Source organism: Neotabrizicola paludis (assembly GCF_044142105.1).
Lineage (GTDB): Bacteria > Pseudomonadota > Alphaproteobacteria > Rhodobacterales > Rhodobacteraceae > Pseudogemmobacter.
Genome location: NZ_JBGTYM010000003.1, coordinates 32,670 through 55,225 on the forward strand (window position 1 = coordinate 32,670; position 22,556 = coordinate 55,225).

At 65.7% G+C, this 22,556-nt stretch carries 26 protein-coding genes; 17 read left to right on the top strand and 9 right to left on the bottom strand.

Going from position 1 to position 22,556, the window contains the following annotated elements; genetic code table 11:
- The first annotated feature begins 38 nt into the window (after positions 1-38).
- On the top strand, positions 39-1,454 hold the full coding sequence (gene cls / locus ACED67_RS08610) for a cardiolipin synthase (RefSeq protein WP_395541181.1): 1,416 nt from the start codon (positions 39-41) through the stop codon (positions 1,452-1,454).
- Positions 1,455-1,512: 58 nt separating this feature from the next.
- On the opposite strand, the gene ACED67_RS08615 is transcribed toward cls, so the two are convergent.
- From ACED67_RS08615 to ACED67_RS08625, 3 genes are read right to left on the bottom strand one after another with little or no spacing between them, the layout of a single operon-like run.
- Positions 1,513-2,439, bottom strand: coding sequence for a dihydrodipicolinate synthase family protein (locus tag ACED67_RS08615; RefSeq protein ID WP_395541182.1), 927 nt, complete (start codon positions 2,437-2,439; stop codon positions 1,513-1,515).
- An 11-nt stretch (positions 2,440-2,450) separates the two neighbouring features.
- Positions 2,451-3,308 carry a D-amino-acid transaminase gene (locus ACED67_RS08620; RefSeq protein WP_395541183.1) on the bottom strand — a complete coding sequence of 286 codons (858 nt, stop codon included), beginning with the start codon at positions 3,306-3,308 and terminating at the stop codon, positions 2,451-2,453.
- A gap of 20 nt (positions 3,309-3,328) precedes the next feature.
- Positions 3,329-4,099 carry a LamB/YcsF family protein gene (locus ACED67_RS08625; RefSeq protein WP_395541184.1) on the bottom strand — a complete coding sequence of 257 codons (771 nt, stop codon included), beginning with the start codon at positions 4,097-4,099 and terminating at the stop codon, positions 3,329-3,331.
- 173 nt (positions 4,100-4,272) lie between these two features.
- Between ACED67_RS08625 and ACED67_RS08630 the strand changes: the two genes are divergently transcribed.
- From ACED67_RS08630 to ACED67_RS08685, 12 genes are all read left to right on the top strand, one after another.
- The gene (locus ACED67_RS08630; protein WP_395541185.1) at positions 4,273-5,259 is read left to right on the top strand and encodes a TRAP transporter substrate-binding protein; all 987 of its coding nucleotides are present in this window, start codon (positions 4,273-4,275) and stop codon (positions 5,257-5,259) included.
- A 104-nt stretch (positions 5,260-5,363) separates the two neighbouring features.
- The gene (locus ACED67_RS08635; RefSeq protein ID WP_395541186.1) at positions 5,364-5,894 is read left to right on the top strand and encodes a TRAP transporter small permease; all 531 of its coding nucleotides are present in this window, start codon (positions 5,364-5,366) and stop codon (positions 5,892-5,894) included.
- Positions 5,895-5,904: 10 nt separating this feature from the next.
- Positions 5,905-7,203 (top strand): TRAP transporter large permease, encoded by a 1,299-nt coding sequence (locus tag ACED67_RS08640; RefSeq protein WP_395541187.1) that lies wholly within the window; start codon positions 5,905-5,907, stop codon positions 7,201-7,203.
- A gap of 75 nt (positions 7,204-7,278) precedes the next feature.
- Positions 7,279-8,010: a 5-oxoprolinase subunit PxpB gene (gene pxpB, locus ACED67_RS08645; protein WP_395541188.1), complete on the top strand. Its 732-nt coding sequence runs from the start codon at positions 7,279-7,281 to the stop codon at positions 8,008-8,010.
- The gene (locus tag ACED67_RS08650) at positions 8,007-9,083 is read left to right on the top strand and encodes a 5-oxoprolinase subunit C family protein (protein ID WP_395541189.1); all 1,077 of its coding nucleotides are present in this window, start codon (positions 8,007-8,009) and stop codon (positions 9,081-9,083) included. Before pxpB ends, ACED67_RS08650 begins: the two co-directional genes overlap by 4 nt.
- Entirely contained in the window at positions 9,080-9,748 is a 669-nt protein-coding gene (locus ACED67_RS08655; protein ID WP_395541190.1) for a GntR family transcriptional regulator, read from the top strand. The genes ACED67_RS08650 and ACED67_RS08655 overlap by 4 nt, the downstream gene beginning before the upstream one ends.
- Complete coding sequence (locus ACED67_RS08660; RefSeq protein WP_395541191.1) at positions 9,745-10,698, top strand: NAD(P)-dependent oxidoreductase; 954 nt, start codon at positions 9,745-9,747, stop codon at positions 10,696-10,698. The genes ACED67_RS08655 and ACED67_RS08660 overlap by 4 nt, the downstream gene beginning before the upstream one ends.
- Positions 10,695-11,972 (top strand): hydantoinase/carbamoylase family amidase, encoded by a 1,278-nt coding sequence (locus ACED67_RS08665; protein ID WP_395541192.1) that lies wholly within the window; start codon positions 10,695-10,697, stop codon positions 11,970-11,972. Before ACED67_RS08660 ends, ACED67_RS08665 begins: the two co-directional genes overlap by 4 nt.
- Positions 11,969-12,604, top strand: a complete 636-nt coding sequence (locus ACED67_RS08670) for a GntR family transcriptional regulator (protein ID WP_395541193.1) — start codon at positions 11,969-11,971, stop codon at positions 12,602-12,604. The genes ACED67_RS08665 and ACED67_RS08670 overlap by 4 nt, the downstream gene beginning before the upstream one ends.
- A gap of 4 nt (positions 12,605-12,608) precedes the next feature.
- Positions 12,609-13,775 (top strand): M24 family metallopeptidase, encoded by a 1,167-nt coding sequence (locus ACED67_RS08675; RefSeq protein ID WP_395541194.1) that lies wholly within the window; start codon positions 12,609-12,611, stop codon positions 13,773-13,775.
- A 5-nt stretch (positions 13,776-13,780) separates the two neighbouring features.
- Entirely contained in the window at positions 13,781-14,575 is a 795-nt protein-coding gene (locus ACED67_RS08680; protein ID WP_395541195.1) for an acetamidase/formamidase family protein, read from the top strand.
- On the top strand, positions 14,572-14,736 hold the full coding sequence (locus ACED67_RS08685; RefSeq protein WP_395541196.1) for a hypothetical protein: 165 nt from the start codon (positions 14,572-14,574) through the stop codon (positions 14,734-14,736). The genes ACED67_RS08680 and ACED67_RS08685 overlap by 4 nt, the downstream gene beginning before the upstream one ends.
- 66 nt (positions 14,737-14,802) lie before the next feature.
- Here the strand turns inward: ACED67_RS08685 and ACED67_RS08690 are convergent, their stop codons facing one another.
- Genes ACED67_RS08690 through ACED67_RS08710 form a run of 5 tightly spaced genes read right to left on the bottom strand, consistent with a single transcriptional unit; the run spans position 14,803 to position 19,222 of the window.
- Complete coding sequence (locus ACED67_RS08690; protein WP_395541197.1) at positions 14,803-15,537, bottom strand: ribonuclease activity regulator RraA; 735 nt, start codon at positions 15,535-15,537, stop codon at positions 14,803-14,805.
- Positions 15,538-15,551: 14 nt separating this feature from the next.
- The gene (locus tag ACED67_RS08695; protein ID WP_395541198.1) at positions 15,552-16,337 is read right to left on the bottom strand and encodes an SDR family oxidoreductase; all 786 of its coding nucleotides are present in this window, start codon (positions 16,335-16,337) and stop codon (positions 15,552-15,554) included.
- Positions 16,338-16,352: 15 nt separating this feature from the next.
- Positions 16,353-17,570 carry a pyridoxal phosphate-dependent aminotransferase gene (locus tag ACED67_RS08700; protein ID WP_395541199.1) on the bottom strand — a complete coding sequence of 406 codons (1,218 nt, stop codon included), beginning with the start codon at positions 17,568-17,570 and terminating at the stop codon, positions 16,353-16,355.
- A gap of 15 nt (positions 17,571-17,585) precedes the next feature.
- The gene (locus tag ACED67_RS08705; RefSeq protein WP_395541200.1) at positions 17,586-18,008 is read right to left on the bottom strand and encodes a RidA family protein; all 423 of its coding nucleotides are present in this window, start codon (positions 18,006-18,008) and stop codon (positions 17,586-17,588) included.
- A complete protein-coding gene (locus ACED67_RS08710; protein ID WP_395541201.1) occupies positions 18,005-19,222 on the bottom strand; it encodes a pyridoxal phosphate-dependent aminotransferase in 1,218 nt (405 codons plus the stop codon). The genes ACED67_RS08705 and ACED67_RS08710 overlap by 4 nt, the downstream gene beginning before the upstream one ends.
- Positions 19,223-19,337: 115 nt before the next feature.
- On the opposite strand from ACED67_RS08710, the gene ACED67_RS08715 reads away from it, so the two are divergent.
- From ACED67_RS08715 to ACED67_RS08730, 4 genes are all read left to right on the top strand, one after another.
- A complete protein-coding gene (locus ACED67_RS08715) occupies positions 19,338-20,219 on the top strand; it encodes a LysR family transcriptional regulator (RefSeq protein ID WP_395541202.1) in 882 nt (293 codons plus the stop codon).
- Positions 20,220-20,326: 107 nt separating this feature from the next.
- Entirely contained in the window at positions 20,327-20,623 is a 297-nt protein-coding gene (locus tag ACED67_RS08720; RefSeq protein WP_395541203.1) for a hypothetical protein, read from the top strand.
- A gap of 349 nt (positions 20,624-20,972) precedes the next feature.
- The gene (locus ACED67_RS08725; RefSeq protein ID WP_395541204.1) at positions 20,973-21,215 is read left to right on the top strand and encodes a type II toxin-antitoxin system Phd/YefM family antitoxin; all 243 of its coding nucleotides are present in this window, start codon (positions 20,973-20,975) and stop codon (positions 21,213-21,215) included.
- Positions 21,215-21,616 (top strand): type II toxin-antitoxin system VapC family toxin, encoded by a 402-nt coding sequence (locus ACED67_RS08730; protein ID WP_395541205.1) that lies wholly within the window; start codon positions 21,215-21,217, stop codon positions 21,614-21,616. Before ACED67_RS08725 ends, ACED67_RS08730 begins: the two co-directional genes overlap by 1 nt.
- 95 nt (positions 21,617-21,711) lie before the next feature.
- On the opposite strand, the gene ACED67_RS08735 is transcribed toward ACED67_RS08730, so the two are convergent.
- A complete protein-coding gene (locus tag ACED67_RS08735; protein ID WP_395541206.1) occupies positions 21,712-22,512 on the bottom strand; it encodes an IclR family transcriptional regulator in 801 nt (266 codons plus the stop codon).
- Positions 22,513-22,556: the final 44 nt, after the last annotated feature.

Here is a 22,556-nt window from a genome sequence, read left to right on the forward strand (position 1 = left end):
AAGCCGGGAAAGATTGGCGCGCCCTGGCTGAGGTTTCCATGCTCGCCCTTTTCTTGCACATTGCCGTCACCTTGTTGGTCACCGCGCATATCCTTTTGCGTCGGCACCGCCAGCCCGAGACAAGGGCTGCCTGGCTGCTGATCGTTCTGGTCCTGCCTTATGTCGGCGCGCTGGCCTATCTGCTGGTCGGCCAGTCGAATATCGGCAAGGCGCGGGCGCGGATCATGCGGAAAGTGATCTCCGGTCTGCCCTCGCCGCCAAACCGGCCGGCGGATCCCCGGCTTCTCGCTCAGGACGCGCGGGCGCTGGTAAGGGTCGGGCAATCGATTTCGGGTTACCCGGCGGTGGGCGGCAACCGTGCCTTGCTGATGGCGGGAAGCGATGCGGTCATCGCCGCCATGGTGGCCGATATCGACGCGGCGCGAGAGCAGGTCCATCTGTCTTTCTATATCTGGCTTGACGACGGCAATGGCCGCGCGATGGCCAATGCCCTGATCCGCGCAGCCCGGCGGGGGGTGACCTGTCGGGCGCTGGTGGATGACCTGGGATCGCGGCACCTGACGCGTTCGGCGCTGTGGAAAGACATGGCGGCAGCCGGGGTGAAGCTGCGCAGGGCCTTGCCGGTCGGCAACCCGATCCTGCGCATGTTGAGCGGGCGGATCGATCTGCGCAACCATCGCAAGCTTCTGGTGGTCGACACCGCCGTTGCCTATTGCGGCAGCCAGAACTGCGCCGACCCGGCTTTCCTGCCAAAGGCACGCTTCGCGCCCTGGGTCGATGTGATGATGCGCTTTGAAGGGCCGGTCGTCTGGCAGAGCCAGCATCTCTTCGCAAGCGATTGGATGGGTAATGGCGGCGACGATATCTCGGGTCTTCTTCATCAGCCCGTGCCGGAGCAGGACGGGGGGTTCGTGGCGCAGGTGGTGGCAACCGGACCGACCTATCGGGCCGCCGCCATGCCCGAGCTTTTCGCGAGCCTGATCTATGCGGCGCAGCACGATCTTTTCATCACCACGCCCTATTATGTGCCAACCCAGATGATCCAGGCGGCGATCTGTGCGGCGGCGACGCGGGGCGTCGCCGTCACGCTGATCCTGCCCGCCCGGAACGATGATTTTGCCGTGGGTGCCGCCAGTCGCAGCCATTACGAAAGCCTGCTTGAGGCCGGGGTGCGGCTGTGCGAGTTCCAGCCGGGGCTGCTGCACGCCAAGACCCTGACGCTGGATGGCGATCTGGCGCTGATAGGCTCGGCCAATATGGACCGGCGCAGTTTCGAGCTGAATTACGAGAATAACATCCTGATCTCGGACCGGAGCGTCACGGCAGAGCTGCGCGCCCGGCAAGAAGAATGGTTGCGCCAGTCTCGCCCGGTGACGCTGGAGGAGGTGGGCAACTGGGGCATCGGGCGGCGGCTGACCTATAATACGCTCGCCATCCTGGGCCCGCTTCTTTAGCGCCGGGATCGACCGGCCCGCCCAATCGGCGGGCCGCACCAGCGTGACTTGCGGCGGATCAGGCCGCCAGGCGTTCTGCCAGCCGCGTCATCAGCCGGTCCGTTTCGGCCGCGTCCATCGCCGACATCTTCGGCCCAGGCGCGCGGGTTGCCGCGCTGGCGATGGCCCCGCGCCGCATCAGCACATATTTCCGAACCGCCAGCCCGAAGCCCGGCTGCTGCTCATGACGCAGGATCGGGATATAGCGGTCGAAGAGATCCTCCGCCTCGTCCACCCGGCCAGCGCGATGCAGCGCGACAGTCTGCACCAGCGCCTCGGGATAGGCGAAACCGGTCATCGCGCCATCGGCGCCGCGCTGCAATTCCTGCGGAAGATACAGCCCGCCATTGCCCGTCAGGATCGACAGGCGCGCCACGCCAGGCGCCGTCTCGTGCTGGCGAAGCTGGCTGATCTTAGTCAGACCGGGCCAATCCTCGTGCTTGAGCATGACGATCTGCGCCCTTTCCTGCGACAGACGGCGAATCAGAGATGAGGAAACCGGCAGGCCGGTGGCCAAGGGGAAGTCCTGGAAACAGACCGGCACCTGCGGGCCAAGGGCATCACAAACGGCGTGGAAATAGGCCTCGATCCGGTCTTCCCGCGAGGGGCCCGCATTCGGCGCGACCATCACCCCGGCAGCCCCCTTGTCCATCGCATAGCGCGCGAGATCAGCCAGATTCGCCATCCCGGCATCGGAGACGCCCACCACCACCGGCAAGTCGCCCGTGCGCGACATCACCGTATCGATGACCGTCCGACGTTCCTCGGCCGTCATCTTATTGGCCTCGCCCATCATGCCAAGGATGGTCAGGCCGGTCACACCATGGCCGATATAGAAGTCGACCAGACGCCGCAGGCTGTCACTGTCAAGCGCGCCATCCTGCGCAAAGGGCGTGGCGGCGATGATATAGACGCCGCTCGTGTCACGGGTGATCAACTGGGACATGACCCCTCTCCTCAGATGGCCGCCGCACGGCGGGTTTCGATGTAATAGCGGCGCAGGTCGCGGGTCAGCGCGCCGGGCTGGCCGTCGCCAATGGTCGCGCCGTCGATCGCGACGACCGGCACCACGAAATTGGTTGCCGAGGTGATGAAGGCTTCGCGTGCGGCCTTGGCCTCATCAGGGGTAAAGGCGCGTTCCTCGACCCGCAGCCCATGCTCGGCGGCCAGCGCCAGAATCGACGCGCGTGTGACGCCGGGCAGCAGGGCGTGCGAGAGGTCCCGCGTCACGAGCACGCCCTCCTGCGTAACAATATGCGAGGTGGCGGCGCTGGCTTCGGTGACAAAGCCATCCTCGACCAGCCAGGCATCGTCGGCCCCATCAGCTCTCGCCTCCATCTTCGCCATGCAGGGATAGAGAAGCTGAACGGTCTTGATGTCGCGACGTCCCCAGCGCAGATCGGGCAGAAGGGCGACGCTGATCCCCACATTGGCCGCCGCGTTTTCCAGAACGTTCTTGGCCTGGGTGAACATCAGAAGTGTTGGCGGTGTGCCTGCCGGCGGGTAGACGAAATCACGGTCCGCCGCGCCACGGGTCAGTTGCAGATAGATCATGCCCTGATCCATGCCATTGCGCGCCACGATCTCGCGATGGGCGGCCAGAAGACCGGCCTCGTCCAGCGGCAGGGTCAGACCCAGCTCGCGGGCCGAGCGCTGAAGCCTTGCGGCGTGACCCGCATAATCCACCAGCTTGCCATCCAGCACGCAGGTCACTTCATAGATGCCATCGGCCATCAGGAAGCCGCGGTCGAAGACCGAGACTTTCGCCTCGGTCTCGGGCAGCCAGTCGCCATTCAGATAGACAATCCGGGTCATTTCATCCGTCTCGGGTGGGGTCAGGGTCTTGCAAAGGGGGCGATGGTGACGCCATTCGCCTCAAGCGCGCCGCGCAGGCGGCGGGCAATGTCGACGGCACCCTTGGTGTCGCCATGGATGCAAAGCGTGTCGGGCGTCACGGCGAGTTTCTTGCCGCCAGTGGTGGGGATCTGGCCGCTCACGACCATCTCGAGCACCTGGTCAAGGCTTTGCGCCGGATCGTGGATCACGGCGCCGGGCTGGCTGCGCGGCGTCAGCTCGCCCTGATCGGTATAGCTGCGATCAGCATAGATCTCGCAGGCGATTCGCAGACCGGCCTTCTCGGCGGCGCGATAGGTTTCAGAATAGGGCAGGGTCACGAAGACAAGGCCCGGGTCGACAGCACGGATCGCGCGGACGCAGAGCGCCGCCAGATCGGGGTCGACCGCCGCCATGTTGCCCAAAGCTCCATGGGTCTTCACATGGGTCATCGGATGGCCCTCCAGCGCGGCCATGCCCTGCATCGCGACGATCTGGAAAATCAACTGGGTTTCAAGGTCTTCGGGCCGCTCGCCCGAAATCCGCCGACGCCCGAAACCGTAAAGGTCGGCAAAGGACGGGTGAGCGCCCACCGCAACACCCCTGGCCTTGGCCATGCGGATCGTCCGGCGCATCACGACCGGGTCGCCCGCATGAAAGCCGCAAGCGATGTTTGCCGTGGTGACAAGGTCCAGCATGGCCTCGTCATCGCCGATGACATAGGCGCCGAAGCTTTCGCCCATGTCACAGTTGAGGTCGATCGTCCGGGTCATCACGCCTCCTGTTGTGCCTGTCTTGTCGGCAATTTCGCGCGTCTCAGCCTTTTTTGTAACTGTTTCGCAGCACCCGATTGACAGGGCGATGCGCGGGCCTTCATAAGTGGGATACTGTTGGTATACCGAAATCGCAACCAAATTCTGACCAACCAACCCGCGAAAGGGAAAACATGAAACAGGGAAATCTCTTCACTTTCGGCACCGCCCTCGCGCTTTCGCTGGCCGCCACCATGGCATCGGCTGAAACGCAGTGGGACATGTCGATCGTTTGGCCGGAAGGCAACTTCCATACTCAGAACGCCATGGCTTTTGCTGAAGCCGTGAAAGAAGTGACGGACGGCGAGGTGGTGATCACGGTCCATTCCGGCGGTGCGCTTGGCATCAAGGGGCCGGAAGGCATGGCCGCCGTTCGCGACGGTCTGGTGCCGATCGCCGAGATCTTGCTGAACCAGCAAGTCGGCGAAGCGCCCATCCTTGGCATTGAAACCCTGCCTTTCCTTGCGCCCTCGCTGGCTGACGTGGCCCTGCTGCACAAGTTCTACCGTCCGAAGCTGGACGAGGTGGCGGCCGGGATGAACCAGAAGGTTCTTTACATGGTGCCCTGGCCCGGCCAGGCGGTCTTCTCGCCGAACCAGATCAACACGCTTGCCGACCTCAACGGCCTGACGATTCGGGTTGTCGATTCGAACGGCAACGATTTCTTCGCCGCGCTTGGCGCAACGCCGATCCAGATGCCCTGGGGCGAAGTCGTGCCGTCATTGGCCGCTGGCACGATCAAGGGCGTGACGACCTCGTCCTCCTCCGGTGTCGACGGCTCGTTCTGGGAATTCACCCCCCATATGAACACGTTCAACTGGCAGGCCTCGTCGAACATCATGTCGGTGAATCTGGACGCCTGGAATGCCCTGCCCCAGGAAACTCGCGACAAGATCGAGGAAACCGCCGCCGCGATGGAAGCCCAGTTCTGGATGAACAGCAGGGCCGAAGACGAGAAGAAGATCGCGACCCTGCGCGAACACGGCATGACCATCACTGCGCCCTCGCCCGAACTGAAGGCCGCACTTCTGGAGAAGGCCCGTCCGCTCTGGGAGGACTTCAAGACCCGCGTCCCCGAAGCAGCGCCGATCATCGACTCCTATCTTTCGATGCGCGACTGACACCGTCTGTCCTGCATAGCGGCGGGCCTCTTGGCCATGCCGCCATGCAGGGCCTCGCCGGCCCTTGAACGGGCCCAACTTCCCTCATCGGACGGCAGGTTTCCATGTCACCTTCCTCTACCCGATTCAACCGCACCCTTGCCGCGATCGACGGCCTGACGGGGATCGGCGGTTTTCTTGGTGCGCTTTCGCTTCTGGGCATTCTCGCGCTGATCACGGCCGAGTTGATCTCGCGCAACCTCTTTGCCTATTCGCTGCATTTCTCTTGGGATCTTGCAGGTTATCTGATGGGGGCCTGCTTCCTGCTGGCCAGCGCCAGCGCGATGAAAGGCGGCAGTCATGTTCGCGTCACCGCCCTGGTCGAAGCTCTGCCCCGGGCCCTGGGCCGTTCGCTCGATCTGTTCGCCTGCCTCGTCGGCCTTGCGATCTGCGCCTATCTGGCCTGGGCGTTTATCGAGATGGCCTGGCAGTCTGGCCAGCGCGGGTCCACCGCGGCCACATCCTTCCGCGTGCCGCTGGTCTACCCGCAAGGCGCGCTTGCCCTGGGTTCCATCATCCTGACATTGCAATGCCTGGCCCAAACCTTGCGCCAGCTTCGCGGTGAGCCGATGGCCACCGGCCCGGGCCTGGAATAAGGGGCCGCGCATGGGAAAGATCATCGCAACCCTTCTTGGCCTGATGACCCTGCTGTTGGGGTCCGGTCTGTGGATCGGCCTTGGCCTCATCGCGATCGGCGCGGGGCTTGTCACCCTGTTCCGGCCATCTATGCCGGGCCTCAAGCTGCTTGCGCAGCAGGCCTATAATGTTGTCGTCTCGCCAGAGCTTCTGGCGCTGCCGCTGTTCATCCTGATGGCCGAGATCCTGTTCCGCACCAGGATTTCCGAGGCGCTGTTTGCCGGGCTGTCGCCCTGGCTGCGCCGCGTGCCGGGACGGCTGAGCCATCTGACCGTGCTGGGCTGCACGCTTTTTGCGTCGGTCTGCGGCTCCTCTGCGGCGACCACCGCCACCGTGGGCCGCATCGCCGCGAAAGAGCTGATCGACCGCGGTTACAACCGCGATCTGGTCACCGGATCGCTGGCAGGCGCGGGAACGCTGGGCTTCCTGATCCCGCCTTCGACGATCATGATCATCTACGGAGTTATGGCCGAGACCTCGATCCTGCAGCTTTTCATCGCGGGGATCGTGCCCGGCCTGCTTTTGGCGGCGGCCTATATGGGCTATCTGGCGACGCGCGCCTGGCTGGACCCCAGCGTGGTGGGCGCAGCACCTCCGCCGACCACCTTCCGCGAAAAGATGCGCGCCCTGCGCGATCTCGGTCCGCTTCTGTTGCTGATCGGCGGGGTCATCGGCTCGATGTATGGCGGCATTGCCTCGCCGACCGAGGCGGCAACCGTGGGCGTCGTCTTCTCCATGATCATCGGTTTTTCGCAGCGCACCCTGACCCTGCAAGGCGTCTTCACCGCAGCAAGGCAGGCCGCCGAAAGCTGCGCGATGATCGGGCTGATCATGATCGGCGCCGCCTTCCTGTCTACCGTGCTTGGCTATCTGGGCGTGCCGCGCGCCATTGCCGGCACGATCCAGGGCTGGGGCATGTCGCCGCTGACGCTGATCTTCGTCCTTCTGGTGTTCTATGTGCTTCTCGGCACGGTCATGGAAGGACTGGGCATTATCGTGATGACCCTGCCGATCACCCTGCCGCTGGCCGAAGCCGCCGGATACGACAAGATCTGGTTCGGCATCTTCCTGGTGATCGTGGTCGAGATGGCGCAGATCACCCCGCCCGTCGGCTTCAATCTGACCGTGATACAGAGGCTGACCGGCGACAGCATGGCGCGCATCACCCGTGCAACCATGCCCTTCTTCTTCATCATGGCGGCCTTCGTCATGGTGATCGCCGTCTTCCCGCAGATTATCAGCTTCCTGCCCCAGCTTCTGCGCGGCTAAACAGTCTGGACCGGCGGCCGCTCGCTGACCGCCGGTTCTTCCCCTCCTGGAACTAAGCCCTTGATGTCGAACCCGATGCCCCCAACTCTTCTGCCCTGCGGCGATTGCGCGCTGGTCTTGCAGCTTGGCGAGACGGTGGATGCCGCCGTCAACGCCCGCATCATCGCGCTGGCTGCCGCATTGGAAACCGCAGTCGAAAACGGCGCCATGGCGGGTGTGCTGGACATCGTGCCGACCTACCGCTCGCTTCTTGTCCGGTATGATCCCGAGACCATTCGTGGCGCCGCGCTTGGCCAGCGCCTTTTTGACCTGGTCGCGCATCCGGTGGCGGATGGAAATATCGGGCGCCTCTGGCGCGTGCCCTGTCTCTATGGCGGTACCGTGGGCCAAGACCTGGACGAGCTGGCCGAGATGAAGGGCCTCACGCGTGACGAGCTGATCGCCATCCATTCCGGCACCGATTATCGCGTCTACATGATCGGTTTCGCGCCGGGTTTTGCCTATCTGGGCGGCCAGCCCGAGATCCTGCACACCCCCCGCCTGCCCAAACCGCGCCAGAACATCGCGCGCGGGGCCATCGGCATCGGCGGCCAGCAGGGCAATATCAACTCCGTCGCCGGCCCGTCGGGCTGGCGTTTTCTGGGCTGGACCCCGATACGGTCATTCGACCCGGCGCGGGCCGAACCCTTCCTGTTCCGCGCGGGCGACCACATCCGGTTCCAGCCGATCAGCGAGGCGGAAGCGCAGGCCCTCGACGCCCGCAGCGCAGCGGGCGAGATGATCATCGCGCCGGAGGTTTTGGCATGAGCCTCGAAATCCTCTCCGCCGGCCCGATGCTGTCGGTGCAGGATGCCGGACGCTTCGGATTGCGGCATATGGGCGTCTCGCCCGCCGGGCCGATCGACCGCGCCGCCATGGCGCTGGCCAATGTCCTGGTCGGCAACGACCCTTCTGCCGCGGCGTTGGAGTTCGCGGGACCGGCCGGAAGCTTCCGCTGCACCAGACCTTTGCGCTTTGCCGTGGCCGGCGCCGATTGCCCGATCCGCATCGACAAGCGCGTGGTCCATGCCGGAGAAAGCCACCGCCTGAATCCTGGCGAGACGTTGACCATCGGTCTGCCCGAAGGCGTGACCTGGGCCTATTTTGCCCTGTCTGGAGGCATCGCGATCGAACCCGTTCTGGGCTCGCGGGCCACACATCTGCGTTCGGGCTTGGGCGGAGTCGAAGGGCGTGCCCTGCGCGCGGGCGATGTGCTGCCCTTGGGCGAGGATCTGCCCGACGCCCCCTGCCTGCGTCCCGCCAGCCGCCTCACGGGCGCACATCCCTTTGCCGAGACCGGGCCGATCCGCCTGATCCTTGGCCCGCAGGACAGCGCATTCGCACCGGATGTGATTGCCCGCCTTACCGAATGCGCGTTCATCATCACCCCGCAGCGCGACCGTATGGGCATGGTTCTGGGCACCACCACCCTGCCCGCGATCTCCGGGCATGACATCGTCTCTGACGGAACCGTGCCCGGTTCGGTCCAGGTGCCCGGCTCGGGGATGCCGCTCATCCTTCTGGCCGAAAGCCAGACCACCGGAGGCTATCCGAAGATCGCAACCGTGGCTTCGGTCGACCTTGCCCGCTTGGCGCAACAGCCGGTCGGGGCCGAGATCCGCTTTGCCCTGATCAGCGCGCAACAGGGCGAGGAGCTGTGGATCGACCGGCAATCCCGCCTGCGCCGCATCCTTTCCGCCCTTGTCCCCAAGGCAGAAGGCGTGCTGAGATCGGATTACCTTCTGTCTTGCGACCTTGTCGGCGGCATCTTCGACCCCGATGAAGTGACGCGCCCGGTCCTGCCCGCAATGACTCGCATCCCGACGGAGCAACCTGGATGACCGACAGCGCCGCCCCGCCTGCCAGCACCGCCCCGCGCGCCCTTGCCGAAGAGGCGCATCGCCGCATCATCTCGATGATCTTCGAAGGCGTGATGAAATCTGGCGATCTGCTTCAAGAGGCCGCCCTGGGCGAGCGGTTTCGTATGTCCCGGACCCCCGTGCGCGAAGCGATCAAGCGGTTGGAAAGCGAAGGACTGGCCGTGGTCGAGGGGCGCTTCACCCGCGTGCGCAGCGTCACCCCCGCGGATGTCGAAGAGATCTTCTTCCTGCGGCTTGAGCTTGAGCCGCTGGCCGCCCGATCCGCCGTGCGCCTGCCACCCGCCCAGATCGACGCGATGGAAGCGAAGGTTCGTCATCTCATGGCGTCGGATCCGACGGTCAACGATCTTCATCGCCAAACCGATTACGAGTTCCACGCCCTTCTAGGCCGCGAGTTCGGCAATTCCGCAGTGGCACAGACGGTCGCCGCCCTGCATCGGCGCACCTGCATCTTCGACCATACCCAGGTTCCCGAGCGGTTTTTGGCGGGCTGCCAGGAACATCTCGACATTCTTGATGCCGCGCGCAGCGGCAATGCCGATGCGGTCGAGGCCCGATTGCGCACTCATCTTGAACATGCCCGCGATGCGGTGCTGAACCGGCTTCGCCGTGCAGGTGCCGCATGAAATGCCTGATCATCCAGCCGATCCACGAAGCTGGGCTTGCGGCCCTGCGCGCGGCTGGCATCACCCCCGTCCTGTCACCCGCCCCCGACATGCAAACCGTCGCGCGGCTGATCCCCGGAATGGATGCCGTCATCACCCGCGATGCCGGGCTGGATGCCGCAGCTTTCGCCGCCTCGGACCGGTTGAAAGCGGTCGTCGTGCATGGCGCGGGCCATGATCCGGTGGACAAGCCCGGCGCGGCGGCAAAGGCTGTGATCATCGCCACCACGCCCGGCGCCAATGCCCGCTCGGTCGCCGAACTGGCCGTGGGCCTAGCCCTTGCCGTCGCGCGGCGCATTCCCGCCGCAGACCGGGCGCAGCGATCAGGCACGACCGGCTTTCGCGAGAGCGCCCGTTTCACCGAATTGCGCGGCAAAACCGCTCTGATCGTCGGCTGGGGTGCCATCGGGCGCGAAACCGCCCGCATGTTCTCCGGTGCTTTCGACATGCGCATCCTCGTTCATTCGCCGCGCGTCGCGCAGATCGAGGGCGGGGTCCGGGTGCCCTCGCTGACCGATGGTCTGGCCGATGCCGATCTCGTCTCGCTGCACACGCCGCTGCGGCCCGAGACCCGCAACCTGATTGATGCTGCCGCGCTCTCTGCAACGAAACGCGGCGCGATCCTTCTGAACCTGGCGCGGGCAGGGCTTGTGGATGAGGCGGCGCTTCTTGCTGCCATCGCTGCGGGCCATCTGGGCGGCGCGGGTCTGGACGTATTTTCGCAGGGCGCAGCCACAGGCCCGCTGGCGGCGCATGACAACGTCATCTTCACCCCGCATCTGGGCGGCACAACGGAAGAGGCGCTGCGCCGCGTCGCGCTGGAAGCCGCCCGCCATGTCATCACGGCGCTGTCGGGCCGGATGCCCGAAACCGCCGTCAATCCCGAGATCCGAAGGCCCCAGACAGCATGACCGCCCCGTTCCCCGCTGGCCAACCCGCCGCCGCCGCCATCCGCGCCATGATCGACCGCGTCCTCGCGCGGGTGAACGCGCTTTCCCTGGGCGGCCCGGGCTGGACCCGGCCCTCCTATTCCGATCTGGAAAGTCAGGCCCATGCCTTGATCGAGGCCGAGGCCCTTGCCTTGGGCATGGAGGTACGCCGCGATGCCGCAGGCAATCTTTTCGCCCGCCTGCCGGGGCGGGATTCGTCTCTGACACCGCTTTATTGCGGCTCGCATCTCGACACGGTGACCGAGGGCGGCGCCTTTGACGGGCAGGCCGGCGTGGCGGCGGCGTTGGCCCTTGCCGCCGCCCTGCGCGCAACCGGCAGGACGCCCGCCGCGGATTTCATCGTGACCGTGACCCGGGCCGAGGAAAGCGTCTGGTTTCCAGTGTCCTATATCGGCTCACGCGCGGCATTGGGCCGGCTTGCGCCCGAGGACATGCAGGCGAAACGGGTCGATACCGGCCGCACGCTGGCCGATCACATGCTCGATCAGGGCTTCGACCCCCAGGCCGTGCTGACCGCCACGCCCCCCGCCCCGGCCCGCTTTCTTGAATTCCACATCGAGCAGGGCCCCGTGCTGGACAGTGCGGGCGAGCCTTTCGCGCTCGTCTCGGCCATCCGTGGAGGATTGCGCTACCGTGCCGCCCGCATCGCCGGGGCCTGGGCCCATTCCGGAGGGGCTCCGCGCGATGGCCGGGCCGATGCTGTGGTCGCCTTCGCGGATCTTGTCATGGCGATGGACCAGGTCTGGAAGGGCTTTCTGACAGACGGCGCCGACCTGACCGTGACCTTCGGCCGGGTCGACGCCGCCACACCCGCGCATGCCATGGCCAAGGTGGCCGGAACCCTGGACTTCTGCCTTGACCTGCGTTCGGACGATCCCGCGACGCTGGACGCCGCCGATCGCGCTTTCCGCGCCGAAATCGCAAGGATCGAGGCCGCCCGCCCGGGCATTTCCTTCGATCTTGGCGCGCAAAGCCGCTCTGCCCCGGCGCGGCTGTCAGACAGCATGTGCGCCTGGGTCGACGCCGGTGCCGCGCAGATCGGGGCGACGCCGCGAACCATGCTGTCGGGTGGAGGCCATGACGCCGCGGCCTTCGCAGCCGCTGGCTGGGACAGCGTGATGGTGTTCCTGCGCAACTGGAATGGTAGCCATTGCCCCGAAGAGGGCATGGACCCCGCCGACCTGGCGCTTGCCGTCGAGGCGGTCTTTGCCGCTCTTGTGCAGGAGGCCGCATGACCGGCGAAACCTTGTCGCAAAGTGCCTATCGCCGCCTGCGCGACGACATTCTCGAAGGCCGCATCGCCCCGAACACCATCCTGACCGAACGCGATCTGGCCGAGCGTCTGGGCCTGTCGCGCACGCCGCTGCGCTCAGCCCTGTCGATGCTGGAAAGCGAACAGGTGATCGAGCGGATGGCCAATGGCGCGCTTCTGGTGCGGCAGGTCTCGGTCGAGCAGCTGCTCGACATCTTTCAGCTCCGGCAGATCTTGGAACGTGCCGCCGCCGAGCGTGCCGCCGGTTTCGGCCTGACCCCCGCGCTGGAGGAAGCGCGGTCCCGGCAGCTGGACTATCTTCAGGAAGGCCGCACCGATTTTGAAACCTTCTGGCAGGATGATGGCAATTTCCATCTGGCCGTCGCCGCCGCCGCCCGGCTGTCTTTGCTTCCCGCGCTTCTGGCCGAACAGCGCGCCATCATCCGGCGCAGTTCGGTCATCCGCAGCCATACCACCTTCGCCGATCAGGCGCGCGAACATGTGGCCGTGATCGACGCCATCGCCGCCCGCGACCCGGCCGGCGCGCGTACCGCAATGGCACGGCATTTCGACCAGATGCGCGCCCGCACCCTGAACTGGCTTGACAGGACCTAAGACAATGATCCCCGACGATCCGTTGCGCGGCAGCGAGGCCGTGTTCCCTGCGGAAGAATTCGCCCCCCGGATAGAGGCATTGCGCCGGGCGTTTTCCCCAACCGGAGCCGAGGCGCTGGTTCTGTTCGGGCCAGAGAACATCTTCTGGGCTACGGGCCGCCAGACCGCGGGATATTTCGCGTTCCAGGCCTTGATCGTGCCGCTTCTCGGCCCTCCGGTGCTGCTGGTGCGCCAGCTTGAAACCACCGGCGCCCGCACGGCGACCTGGCTGACCGACATCCGCGCCTGGCAAGACGGCGAAAACCCGGCTTTGGCTATGGCCACTCTAATCCGGGCACTTGGCCTGCGTCATGTGGCGCTGGAGAAGAACAGCTGGTTCGTCAGCCATACCCTGGCCAGCCGGATCGAAACCCTGCTCTCCGACATCCGCCTCTGCGATGGCAGCGGCATCGCGGAAAGCCTGCGCGCCGTGAAATCGCCCGCCGAGCTTTCGGCGATCCGCAAGGCTGCGGCCTATGCCCAGGCAGGGCTTTCCGCGGCAATAGAGACCTGCCGCGCCGGTGTATCCGAGAATGACGTGGCCGCAGCGATGATGGCTGTCGCAATCTCGTCCGGGTCCGAAGCGATGGCGATGGAACCGCTCATCTCCTCCGGCCCGCGCTCTGGCGTGCCGCATGCGACCTGGCGGCGGCGGCGGATCGAGCCGGGCGATGGTGTTTTCCTTGAACTTGCCACCAGTCATGACCGCTATCATGCGGCTCTGATGCGCAGCGTCTGGATCGGCCCGCCCCCGCCCCTGGCGCAATCGATGATGGACACGGCCGAACGGGCGCTGGACGCGGCCCTTGCCGCAATGGAGCCGGGTCGCCCCTGCGCCGCCCCGCATCTGGCGGCGCAACGGGTGATCGACGCAGCGGGCCATACCGAAGCCTTCCGCAAACGGATCGGCTATTCCATGGGCGCGGCCTTCGCGCCAGATTGGGGCGAAGGGGCCATCCTGTCGCTGTTCACCGGGGTCGACCGGCTGCTGGAACCGGGCATGGTCTTTCACCTGCCCGCCACGCTGCGGAGCTATGGCGAATTCACTGTCGGCGCGTCGGAAACCGTGATCGTGACCGCGACCGGGATCGAGGTTCTTTCCGACCTGCCGCGCCAGATGACCCTCCGCTAGAACCGATGCACCATCACCTTGCCGCCACGCCCGATGCCCTGCGCTGGGGCCATATCGACCCTGCGGCCCGCCCGGCCCTGCATATCCGGCCGGGCGACTCGGTCACCGTGGAAACCCTGTCGGGCGGCCAGCGCAACCTGCCGCCGCCGGGCAGCCCCCACCGCCCCCTGCCCGCCCATCTGGCGGCGATTTCGGCTCTGACACCGCATCTTGGGCCCCATCTTCTGACCGGCCCGATCCATGTGGAAGGCGCCGAGCCGGGTGACCGGCTGGTGGTCGAGATCGAAGAGATCGCGCTGGCGCAAGACTGGGGCTGGAACGCGGTCGAGCCGGGCTTCGGGCTGTTTCCCGACCTCGCCCGCGCTTATGAGACCCTGATCGTTCCTCTCGACCGTGCTGCCGGAACCGCCCGCCTGCCCTGGGGCCCGACCGTCGCCCTTGCACCCTTCTTCGGCATTCTGGCCGTCGCGCCCGCACCGGAAAGCGGGACTGTCAGCTCGGTTCCGCCCGGTCCCTTCGGCGGCAATGTCGATTGCAGGCTGTTCTGCCAGGGCGCGCGCATCACCTTCCCCGTCTTCACCCAGGGCGCGCTGTTCCACGCGGGCGACGGCCATGCCCTTCAGGGCGAGGGCGAGATTTGCGACACCGCATTGGAAACCGCGCTGACCGGACGCTTCCGCTTCACGCTTGAAAAAGGGCGCGCGCCCGCCGCGCCGAGGCCGAATGCGGCTCTGTCATCGCCACTTTCGGCTTTGACGCCTCGCTCGACGCCGCCGCCCGGCAAGCCGCCAGCCGGATGATCGACCTGATCTGCCGCGAAACGCCCCTGAACCGGATCGAGGCCAGCCGCCATATCAGTCTCTGCGGCGATCTGCGCATCACACAGGTGGTGAACGGCACCAAGGGCGTGCATTGCCTGCTGGACCGGCGCAGCCTGACCGGCATTCCGCTACGCGCCTGAAAAAATGGCCGAAGGGCGTTGCCGCCCCCCGGCCAGTCAGGGGAGATAAGTCTCTGTGAGGGCGTTTCAGGCCTTTTGCGCGGCCTTGAACGCCTCGTATTTCGCCTTGTTCTCGGCATTGGCCGGGTAAAGCCCGGGCAGCGGCACGCCGGCATCGACCTGGGTCATGATCCAGCCTTCCAGCCGCTCCTGCTCGACCGCTTCATCCGTCACCGCCTCGACCAGATCGGCCGGGATCAGCACGGCGCCATCCTCATCGGCAACGATCATGTCGCCCGGGAAAACGGCCACGCCGCCGCAGGCGATGGGCTCTTGCCAGTTCACAAAGGTCAGCCCGGCCACCGAGGGCGGCGCGGCCACGCCCGCGCACCAGACCGGCAGGCCGGTGCCCTTGACGCCCAAGGCGTCGCGCACGACGCCATCGGTGACAAGGGCGGTGACGCCCTTCTTCACCATGCGGGCGCAGAGGATATCGCCGAAAATCCCGGCATCGGTGATGCCCATGGCATCAGTCACGCAGATGCAGCCTTCCGGCATGGCCTCGATCGCGGCGCGGGTTGAGATCGGCGCAGACCAGCTTGCGGGCGTCGCCAGATCTTCGCGCGCCGGGACGAAGCGCAGGGTGAAGGCACGACCGACCAGCCGCGGCAGATCGGGGGTCAGCGGGAAAGCGCCGCGGATCCAGACATTGCGCAGACCCTTTTTCAGCAGGACCGTGGTCAGCGTCGCGGTGGTGACGCCCTTCAGCTTGGCGATCAGCGCCGCCTCGGCGGCCGGTTCCAGGGCTTTGTCGGTGGTCATGGTCTTTCCCTCTGTCAGACGCTGGCGATCAATCCGCCGTCGATGCGGATCGTGCTGCCGGTGATGTAGCTGGCGCGGGCCGAGGCAAGGAAGGCCGCCGCATCGCCATATTCTTCGGGCTGGCCATACCGGCCAAGCGGAATGGCGGCGACGCTTTCCGCAGCCACATCGGCAACGCTGCGCCCCTCGCGTGCGGCCTTCTGCTCGTCAAGGAAGGTGATGCGCTTGGTGGCGATGCGGCCCGGCAAGATGATATTGGCGGTGATCCCGTCGCGCCCGACCTCGCGCGCGAGCGTCTTGGACCAACCGACCAGAGCGATGCGCAACGCGTTGGACAGGCCAAGATTCGGGATCGGCGCCACCACGCCCGACGAGGTCGAGGTGATGATGCGGCCCCATTTCTTTGCGCGCATGCCCGGCAAGACCCGGTCCGTCAGCGTGATCACCGAAAGAACCATCGATTCAAAGCTTGCCCGCCACAGCGCGGCATCCTGCCCCGACACGGTCGAGGGCTTTGGCCCGCCGGTGTTGTTGATAAGGATTTCTACCTGGCCCAACTCGGCTTCGATGCGCGCTACATTCGTCTCTATCGCCGCCAGATCGGCCAGATCCCAGGCCAAGGGCAGCGCCACGCCGCCCGCCTTGCGGATCGCGTCCGCCGTGGCCTCGGCGGCCGCAAGGTCGATATCGCCCAGGGCCACACGTGCCCCATCGCGCGCCAGCGCGTTGGCCATGGCCCCGCCGAGGCCGCCTCCGGCGCCCAGAACCAGCGCCACTTTCCCCCTGATCCCCAGATCCATGCTGTTGTCCTTCCTTCAGTTGGTCAGTTTGGCGCAGGCCGCACGGATGCGTGCGCAGGCCTCGCGCAGCCGGTCGGTGCCGGTGGCGAAAGAGATGCGGAAATAGGGCGCAAGGCCAAACGCGCTGCCCGGCACGGCCGCCACGCCCGCTTCTTCCACCAGATACATCACGAAATCGCTGTCCGTCTCGATCACCCGCCCGTCGGGCCGCTTGCGCCCGATCATCCCGGCACAGGACGGGAACAGGTAGAAGGCGCCGTTCGGACGCACGCAGGACAGGCCATCGACCTGGTTCAGTGCCTGCAGGCAGAGGTCCCGCCGCTCGCGGAAAATCTCGTTGCGCTCGTCCAGGAACTCCATCGGCCCAGTCAGCGCCGCAAGTGCTGCCGCCTGGCTGACCGAGGACGGATTCGAGGTCGATTGCGACTGCAAGGTCGCCATGGCCTTGATGATATCCGCCGGGCCGCCCGCATAGCCAATGCGCCAACCGGTCATCGAAAACGCCTTGCTGACACCGTTGCAGGTCAGCACCCGATCCATCAATTTCGGCTCTACAGCCGCGATCGTGGCGAATTCCCAGCCGTCATAGCGCAGGTGTTCATACATGTCGTCGGTCAGGACCAGAACCTGCGGATTGTCCAGCAGCACATCGGCCAGCGCACGCAGATGGGCCGCCGAATAGCCCATGCCGGTCGGGTTCGACGGCGAATTCAGGATCACCCATTTGGTGCGTGCAGTGATCGCAGCGCGGAGCGCCGGCGCGGTCAGAAGAAAATCGTCTTCTTCGGGGCAAGAAACCGTGACCGGCACACCGCCCGCAAGCCGGACCATATCGGGATAGCTCACCCAATAGGGCGCGGGAACGATCACCTCGTCGCCTTCATCCAGCGTCGCCAGTAGCGCGTTGTAGAGCACCTGCTTGCCGCCGGTGCCGACGCTGATCTGGTTCAGCTCGTAATTCAGCCCGTTCTCGCGCCGGAATTTCTCGACGATCGCTTTTTTCAGTTCGGGCGTGCCGTCGACATCGGTGTAGCGGGTCTGGCCCGCCTCGATCGCCGCCGTCGCCGCGCGGCGGATATGTTCGGGCGTGTCGAAATCCGGTTCGCCCTGCGACAGGCCGATGATGTCTTTCCCCTGACGGCGCAGATCGGCTGCCAGCCGCGTCATCGCGATGGTCGGCGACGGCATGACCGCGGAAAGGCGGGAAGAGAGACGGTTTTTCGGGCCGGTCATGGCAGATTCCTTGGGTCAGAGATAGGCGATAAGCTGGATTTCCACCGGGGCATTGCCGGGCAGCGTGGCCACACCCACGGCGGCGCGCGCGCCGATCCCGGCCTCGCCCAACTCGCGGCGCAGCAGCGCTGAAGCGAAGTCGGCCAGTTTGGAATGGGCCTCGAAGCCCGGTTCGGCGGCGATGAAGACGGTCAGGCTCAGGATGCCCGCCAGTGTCTCATTCGGCGCCAGAAGCCCGCGCGCCGCAGCCAGCGCATTGCCGCAGGCCAGTTCCACGGCGGCGCGATACTCTTCAAGCGGCACACCTGCGCGCACCGGCCCGGTGGCCTGCAACACACCCGCGCGGCGCGGCGTCATGCCCGACGTGTGGATCACATTGCCCAACCGCCGGGCCGGGATGTAATCGCCTTGCGGGATGGGCTGCGGCACGCCGGTCATGCCCGATACCGGTCGACCAGCGCGACGATGCGCTCGGCGGCGGCGACGGCTGCCTTGTGGTCCTGGCTGAAGTTCAGCCGAACAGAAGCGGCACTGTGCGGGCTGAATTCGGTGCCCGGCGTCACCACGACGCCCGCTTGCAACCGCAGGATCTTGACAAAATCGGCGGGCGAGACGGCCAGGTTCGGCAGTTGCGGAAACAGGTAGCTGCCGGCCTGAGGCGCGCGGGCAAAGACCCCCGCGCAGCCGCGCAGCACGGAGAGAAGGTCGTCGCGGATCGCCTCATGCGCGGCGATGCGGGCCTCCATCCAGCCGGGCGCCTCGGCGAACCAGCTGCGCAGCACGGCCTGGCTATAGCCCGCCGCGCGCAGGCTGACGATGGCTTGCAGCTTTTCCATCCGCGCGATGATCCGGGCCGGGCCGAAAGCCACGCCCAGACGATAGCCCGACAGCGACTCGGTCTTTGACGGGCCCATGATCGTCACGACATTGTCGGCCACCGCCGCTTCGGCGCGCAGATGGGTATAGGCGACACCCGAGTAAAGCAGCCGCGAATACAGCTGGTCGGCGATCACCGTCGCACCGTAGCGCGCGGCAAGGGCCGCGATCTGGCCAATCTCATCCTTGGAATAGACCACGCCCGCCGGATTGTTCGGGTTCGAGAAGAGAAAGACCTTGGCGCCAGCCTTGAAAGCCGCCTCCAGCCCCGACAGGTCCAGCCCGGCTCGGGTCTCGTCGGCAGAGACATAGTCAAGCTGCACCGGCACCATCTCGCCTTCGAAGAATTCCACGAGCTTGCGGTTGGCGAAATAGTCGGGCTGCACGATGGCCACCTTGTCGCCGCGCGCCACCGTGGCGGCCACCGCCAGGAACAGCGCGCCCTGGGTGCCGGGCGTCACGATCATGCCGTCCTTGGCATCGACCGGTGCGCCGGTAAAAGCAGCCAGACGCGGCGCGAGCAGCTCACGGATACCCATGTCGCCACGATATTCGGTATAGGCCTGCACGCCCCCTGCCGAAACGCCTGCCGAGAACAGATCGAAGGCGCCGGGTGTCGGCTCATGCGCGTCGACATCGCCATGCGAGAAATCGACCGGCCGCCCCGTCAGTGCCTCGCCCCGCATCAACGCGGCCAGGCCTTCGGCACTTTGTCGCACTTCCTGTCCGGGGGCGTTGTCTGTGCCGAGTTTGGCGAATTTCGTCTCGATCGACATGGTGCATCCCTTCGCACAAGGCCCCGGCGGCAGGCCGGTTTGGGCTTGGGTCTACCTTGTTTCAATAAAAAGAAATAATGGCTTTTTGTGTTTTCAGAAGATAGGAAATCTATCCATGGACACTCGCTTTCTGGAAAGCTTCCTTGCCGTCGTCGACAGCGGCTCGATTGCCGAGGCGGCGCGGCGGCTGAACCTTACGCCCGCCGCGCTGGCCCAAAGGTTGCGCGCGTTGGAACAGGATCTTGGCCAGCCGCTGGTGCTGCGTGCCGGGCGACGGGTGCGGCCCACGGCGGCGGGTTTGGCCGTGCTGGAGCCGGCACGGCGGCTGATCGACAGCACGCGCGACCTGCGCGCCATCGCGGCGCAGGACGAACCTGCCGGGCAATTGCGGCTGGGCGCCATCGCCACCTCGCTGACCGGGCTTTTGCCCGAAGTGATCGCCCGGCTGCGCGAGCGCCATCCGCGCATCGACTATTATGTCCGGCCCGATTCCTCGGTGAACCTCTATCAGGCCGTGCTGGGCGGAGAGCTGGATGCTGCGCTGATGGTGCAGCCGCAGTTTCCAGTGGCGAAATCGACCGGCTGGCTGACCCTGCGCCATGAGCCACTGGTGCTGATCGTGCCCGCGGCGCTGGCCGAGGACGATCCGCACCGTATCCTGACCACACAGCCCTTCATCCGCTATGACCGCAATCAGTGGGGCGGCCAGGTTGTCGACCGCTTTCTGCGCCAGAACGGGCTGAAAGTGCGCGAATGGCTGGAACTGGACGCGCTCGATGCCATTGCCGGCATGGTCAGCCGCGGACTTGGCGTCGCCATCGTGCCCGATTGGGCACCGCCCTGGCCCGAAGGCCTGCGCCTGCGCCGCCACGCGCTGCCCGGCGCGGGTGGGCGCCAGGTGGGGGTGCTGTGGACGCTGACCGGGGCGCGGATCGCCGCGCTGCAAGCTTTTGTTGCCGCCTGCCGCGCGCGCAACGACGAAACGGGCCAAGCCTGACCAACAAGGCGGAACTACTGGCCGCATCGTGCGTTTTCCGGGGACAGACTTGAATATGTTCCTCAAATGTTCTATATCTTCTGTCCATGACGCAAGGATGGTGCCCGATGGAAACCGCGACCTTTGCCCTGCCTGCAACCCCCCGCCAGATCGCCTATGCCCGTGCCTTGGCGCTGCGCAATCAGACCCTCCTGCCCTGGCATGTTCAGCAGGATCGCCGCAGCCTTTCCGCCTGGATCGAGGCACAGGCCGCCCTGAAACCGATGCGCGCGATCGACAGCCGCCCAAGTTCGCGCCAGGTCGCCTATGCCGAACGGCTGGGCCGGATCAAACGGCGCGCCGTGCCGGCAGAGTGCTTTCAGGACGCAAGCCTGATGTCGAAATGGATCGATGGCAACAAGTAGGGCCATGGGCCTCGGGTGTTTCAGCTAAGGCATCCCGGATGCATCGCTTGCCAGAAGACCCGGATCGCGGCGGCATCCAACACGCAGCTCGCAGCAAGGCTTTAAATCGTCTCTGTGCTGGCCTGGCAGCTGTGTCAGGCGTAGCCGCCGTTTCGCATAGCGCGGCCCCCGGTCGGCGCGGTCCCGCCGCAGCAGGTTTCGGAGCCACGGCAATATCTTTCGCGGAGCGCGGTCTCGTCAGCTTGGGGAAGCTCGGCACAGGCCAGAGCGCATGGCTGGCACGGCCACATCTTGATCGGCGATTGCAAGGGGTATATATCTAGCTAGATAGCTAGACAGGAAAACCACAATGTGGACGCTGCAAGATGCGAAAAACCGGTTCTCCGCCGTCGTCGAGGCCGCCCTGTCTGGACGGCCCCAGGAAGTTTCGCGCCGGGGGCGACCCGCTGTTGTCGTGCTGGCCGCCGAGGAGTACCAGCGGCTGGTGCAGGGCGCGGCCGAGCGTCGGGAGAGCTTTGCCGAGCACCTCCTGCGCTTTCCGGGCGAAGCACCGGACAGGCTGCAAGCCCGGCCCCGGGATGTGACTTTCTGATGTACCTTCTGGATACGAATGTCATCTCCGCGGTGCGGAGGCCGGACCGCGCACCGCAGGTGGCCGCGTGGTTGCGCGGCAGGCCGGAAGGAAGCCTTTATCTAAGCGTGATCACCCTGGGCGAGATCGAGCGGAGAATCCGGGCGCAGGAAAGGCTGAACCCGGCCTTTGCCGCCGATCTGCGGAGCTGGGTCGACAGAACGGTGCGGCTGTTTCACGACCGGCTGCTGCCCTTTGGCGCCGACGAGGCGCGGGTCTGGGGCCAGTTGAGCCAGGACATCGGCCATGGCGGCGCCGATCTGATGATCGCCGCCACGGCATTGGTGCAGGGTGCCACGGTGGTGACCGGGAACCTCGATGAATTCCGGCCGACCGGGGTTTTGCTGGAAAACCCGTTCTGACGGCACATCGACCTCCCTCATGCCCAGGTGCTTCGTCCGTGGATTGATGGCGTGATCCTTTGTCGGCCCTGCGGGGAGCATTCTACATCCGGATCCTATAGCTCACGCAGCTTCGACGAAATCAGTTTGCCCAGCACGGTCTCGTCCACTTTGATCGCGGCGGCGATGTGTTGCCGGGCTTGGCGCAACTGTTCGACGGCACTCAGCAGATGGTCGCCAGACATCCGGGGCGAGATCGCGCTGAGGCTGAGTGCCCCGATCGTGCGCCCGCTGGTATTGGTGAAGGGCATCGAGATCGTGGTGACGTTGAGCGACGGAATCGGGCGGATCGCCAACCCCGTTTCACGGGTGCGGGCGAGATCGGAGGCGATATCTTCCGACGTCCGCCCCGCGGACCGGTAGTCCTCGGCATTGTCGGCAAGGATCGCCTCTGCGGCTTCGACCGGCAGAGAGGACAGGATCGCCAGACCGCCGGCGCCAAGCCCAAGCGCCCGAATTGCCCCGACTTCGGTGACATGCGACTTAACCGGGAAATCGCCGGAACAGCGGCTGACGCAGCGGGTGAACCGCCCCTCACGCAGAAAGGCAAAGACGGTATCTCCGGTCGCCTTGGCCACCGGCAGGATGGCGCTTTCGATGACAGGCAGCATGTCGAAGCGCGAAATCGCCGCCTGCCCCAGCAAACAGCACGTGGGACCAAGCACATAGCGTCGTCCCGACGGCAGTTGCCAGACCAGCCCGCAATCAGCCAAAGCCTGCAGGATCCGGTGGGTGGTTGGCCCGGAAAAGCCAAGGGCGCGTCCGATTTCCGTGACACCAAGCCCTTGATCTCCTTCTTGCATCAGCAAGGAAAGAACGTCTGATGCTCTGTGGATGAGTTGTGCGCCCTTTTCCATCGATGTTCCATATTGTGGAAGATATTTCCAGTTTATGGAGTATA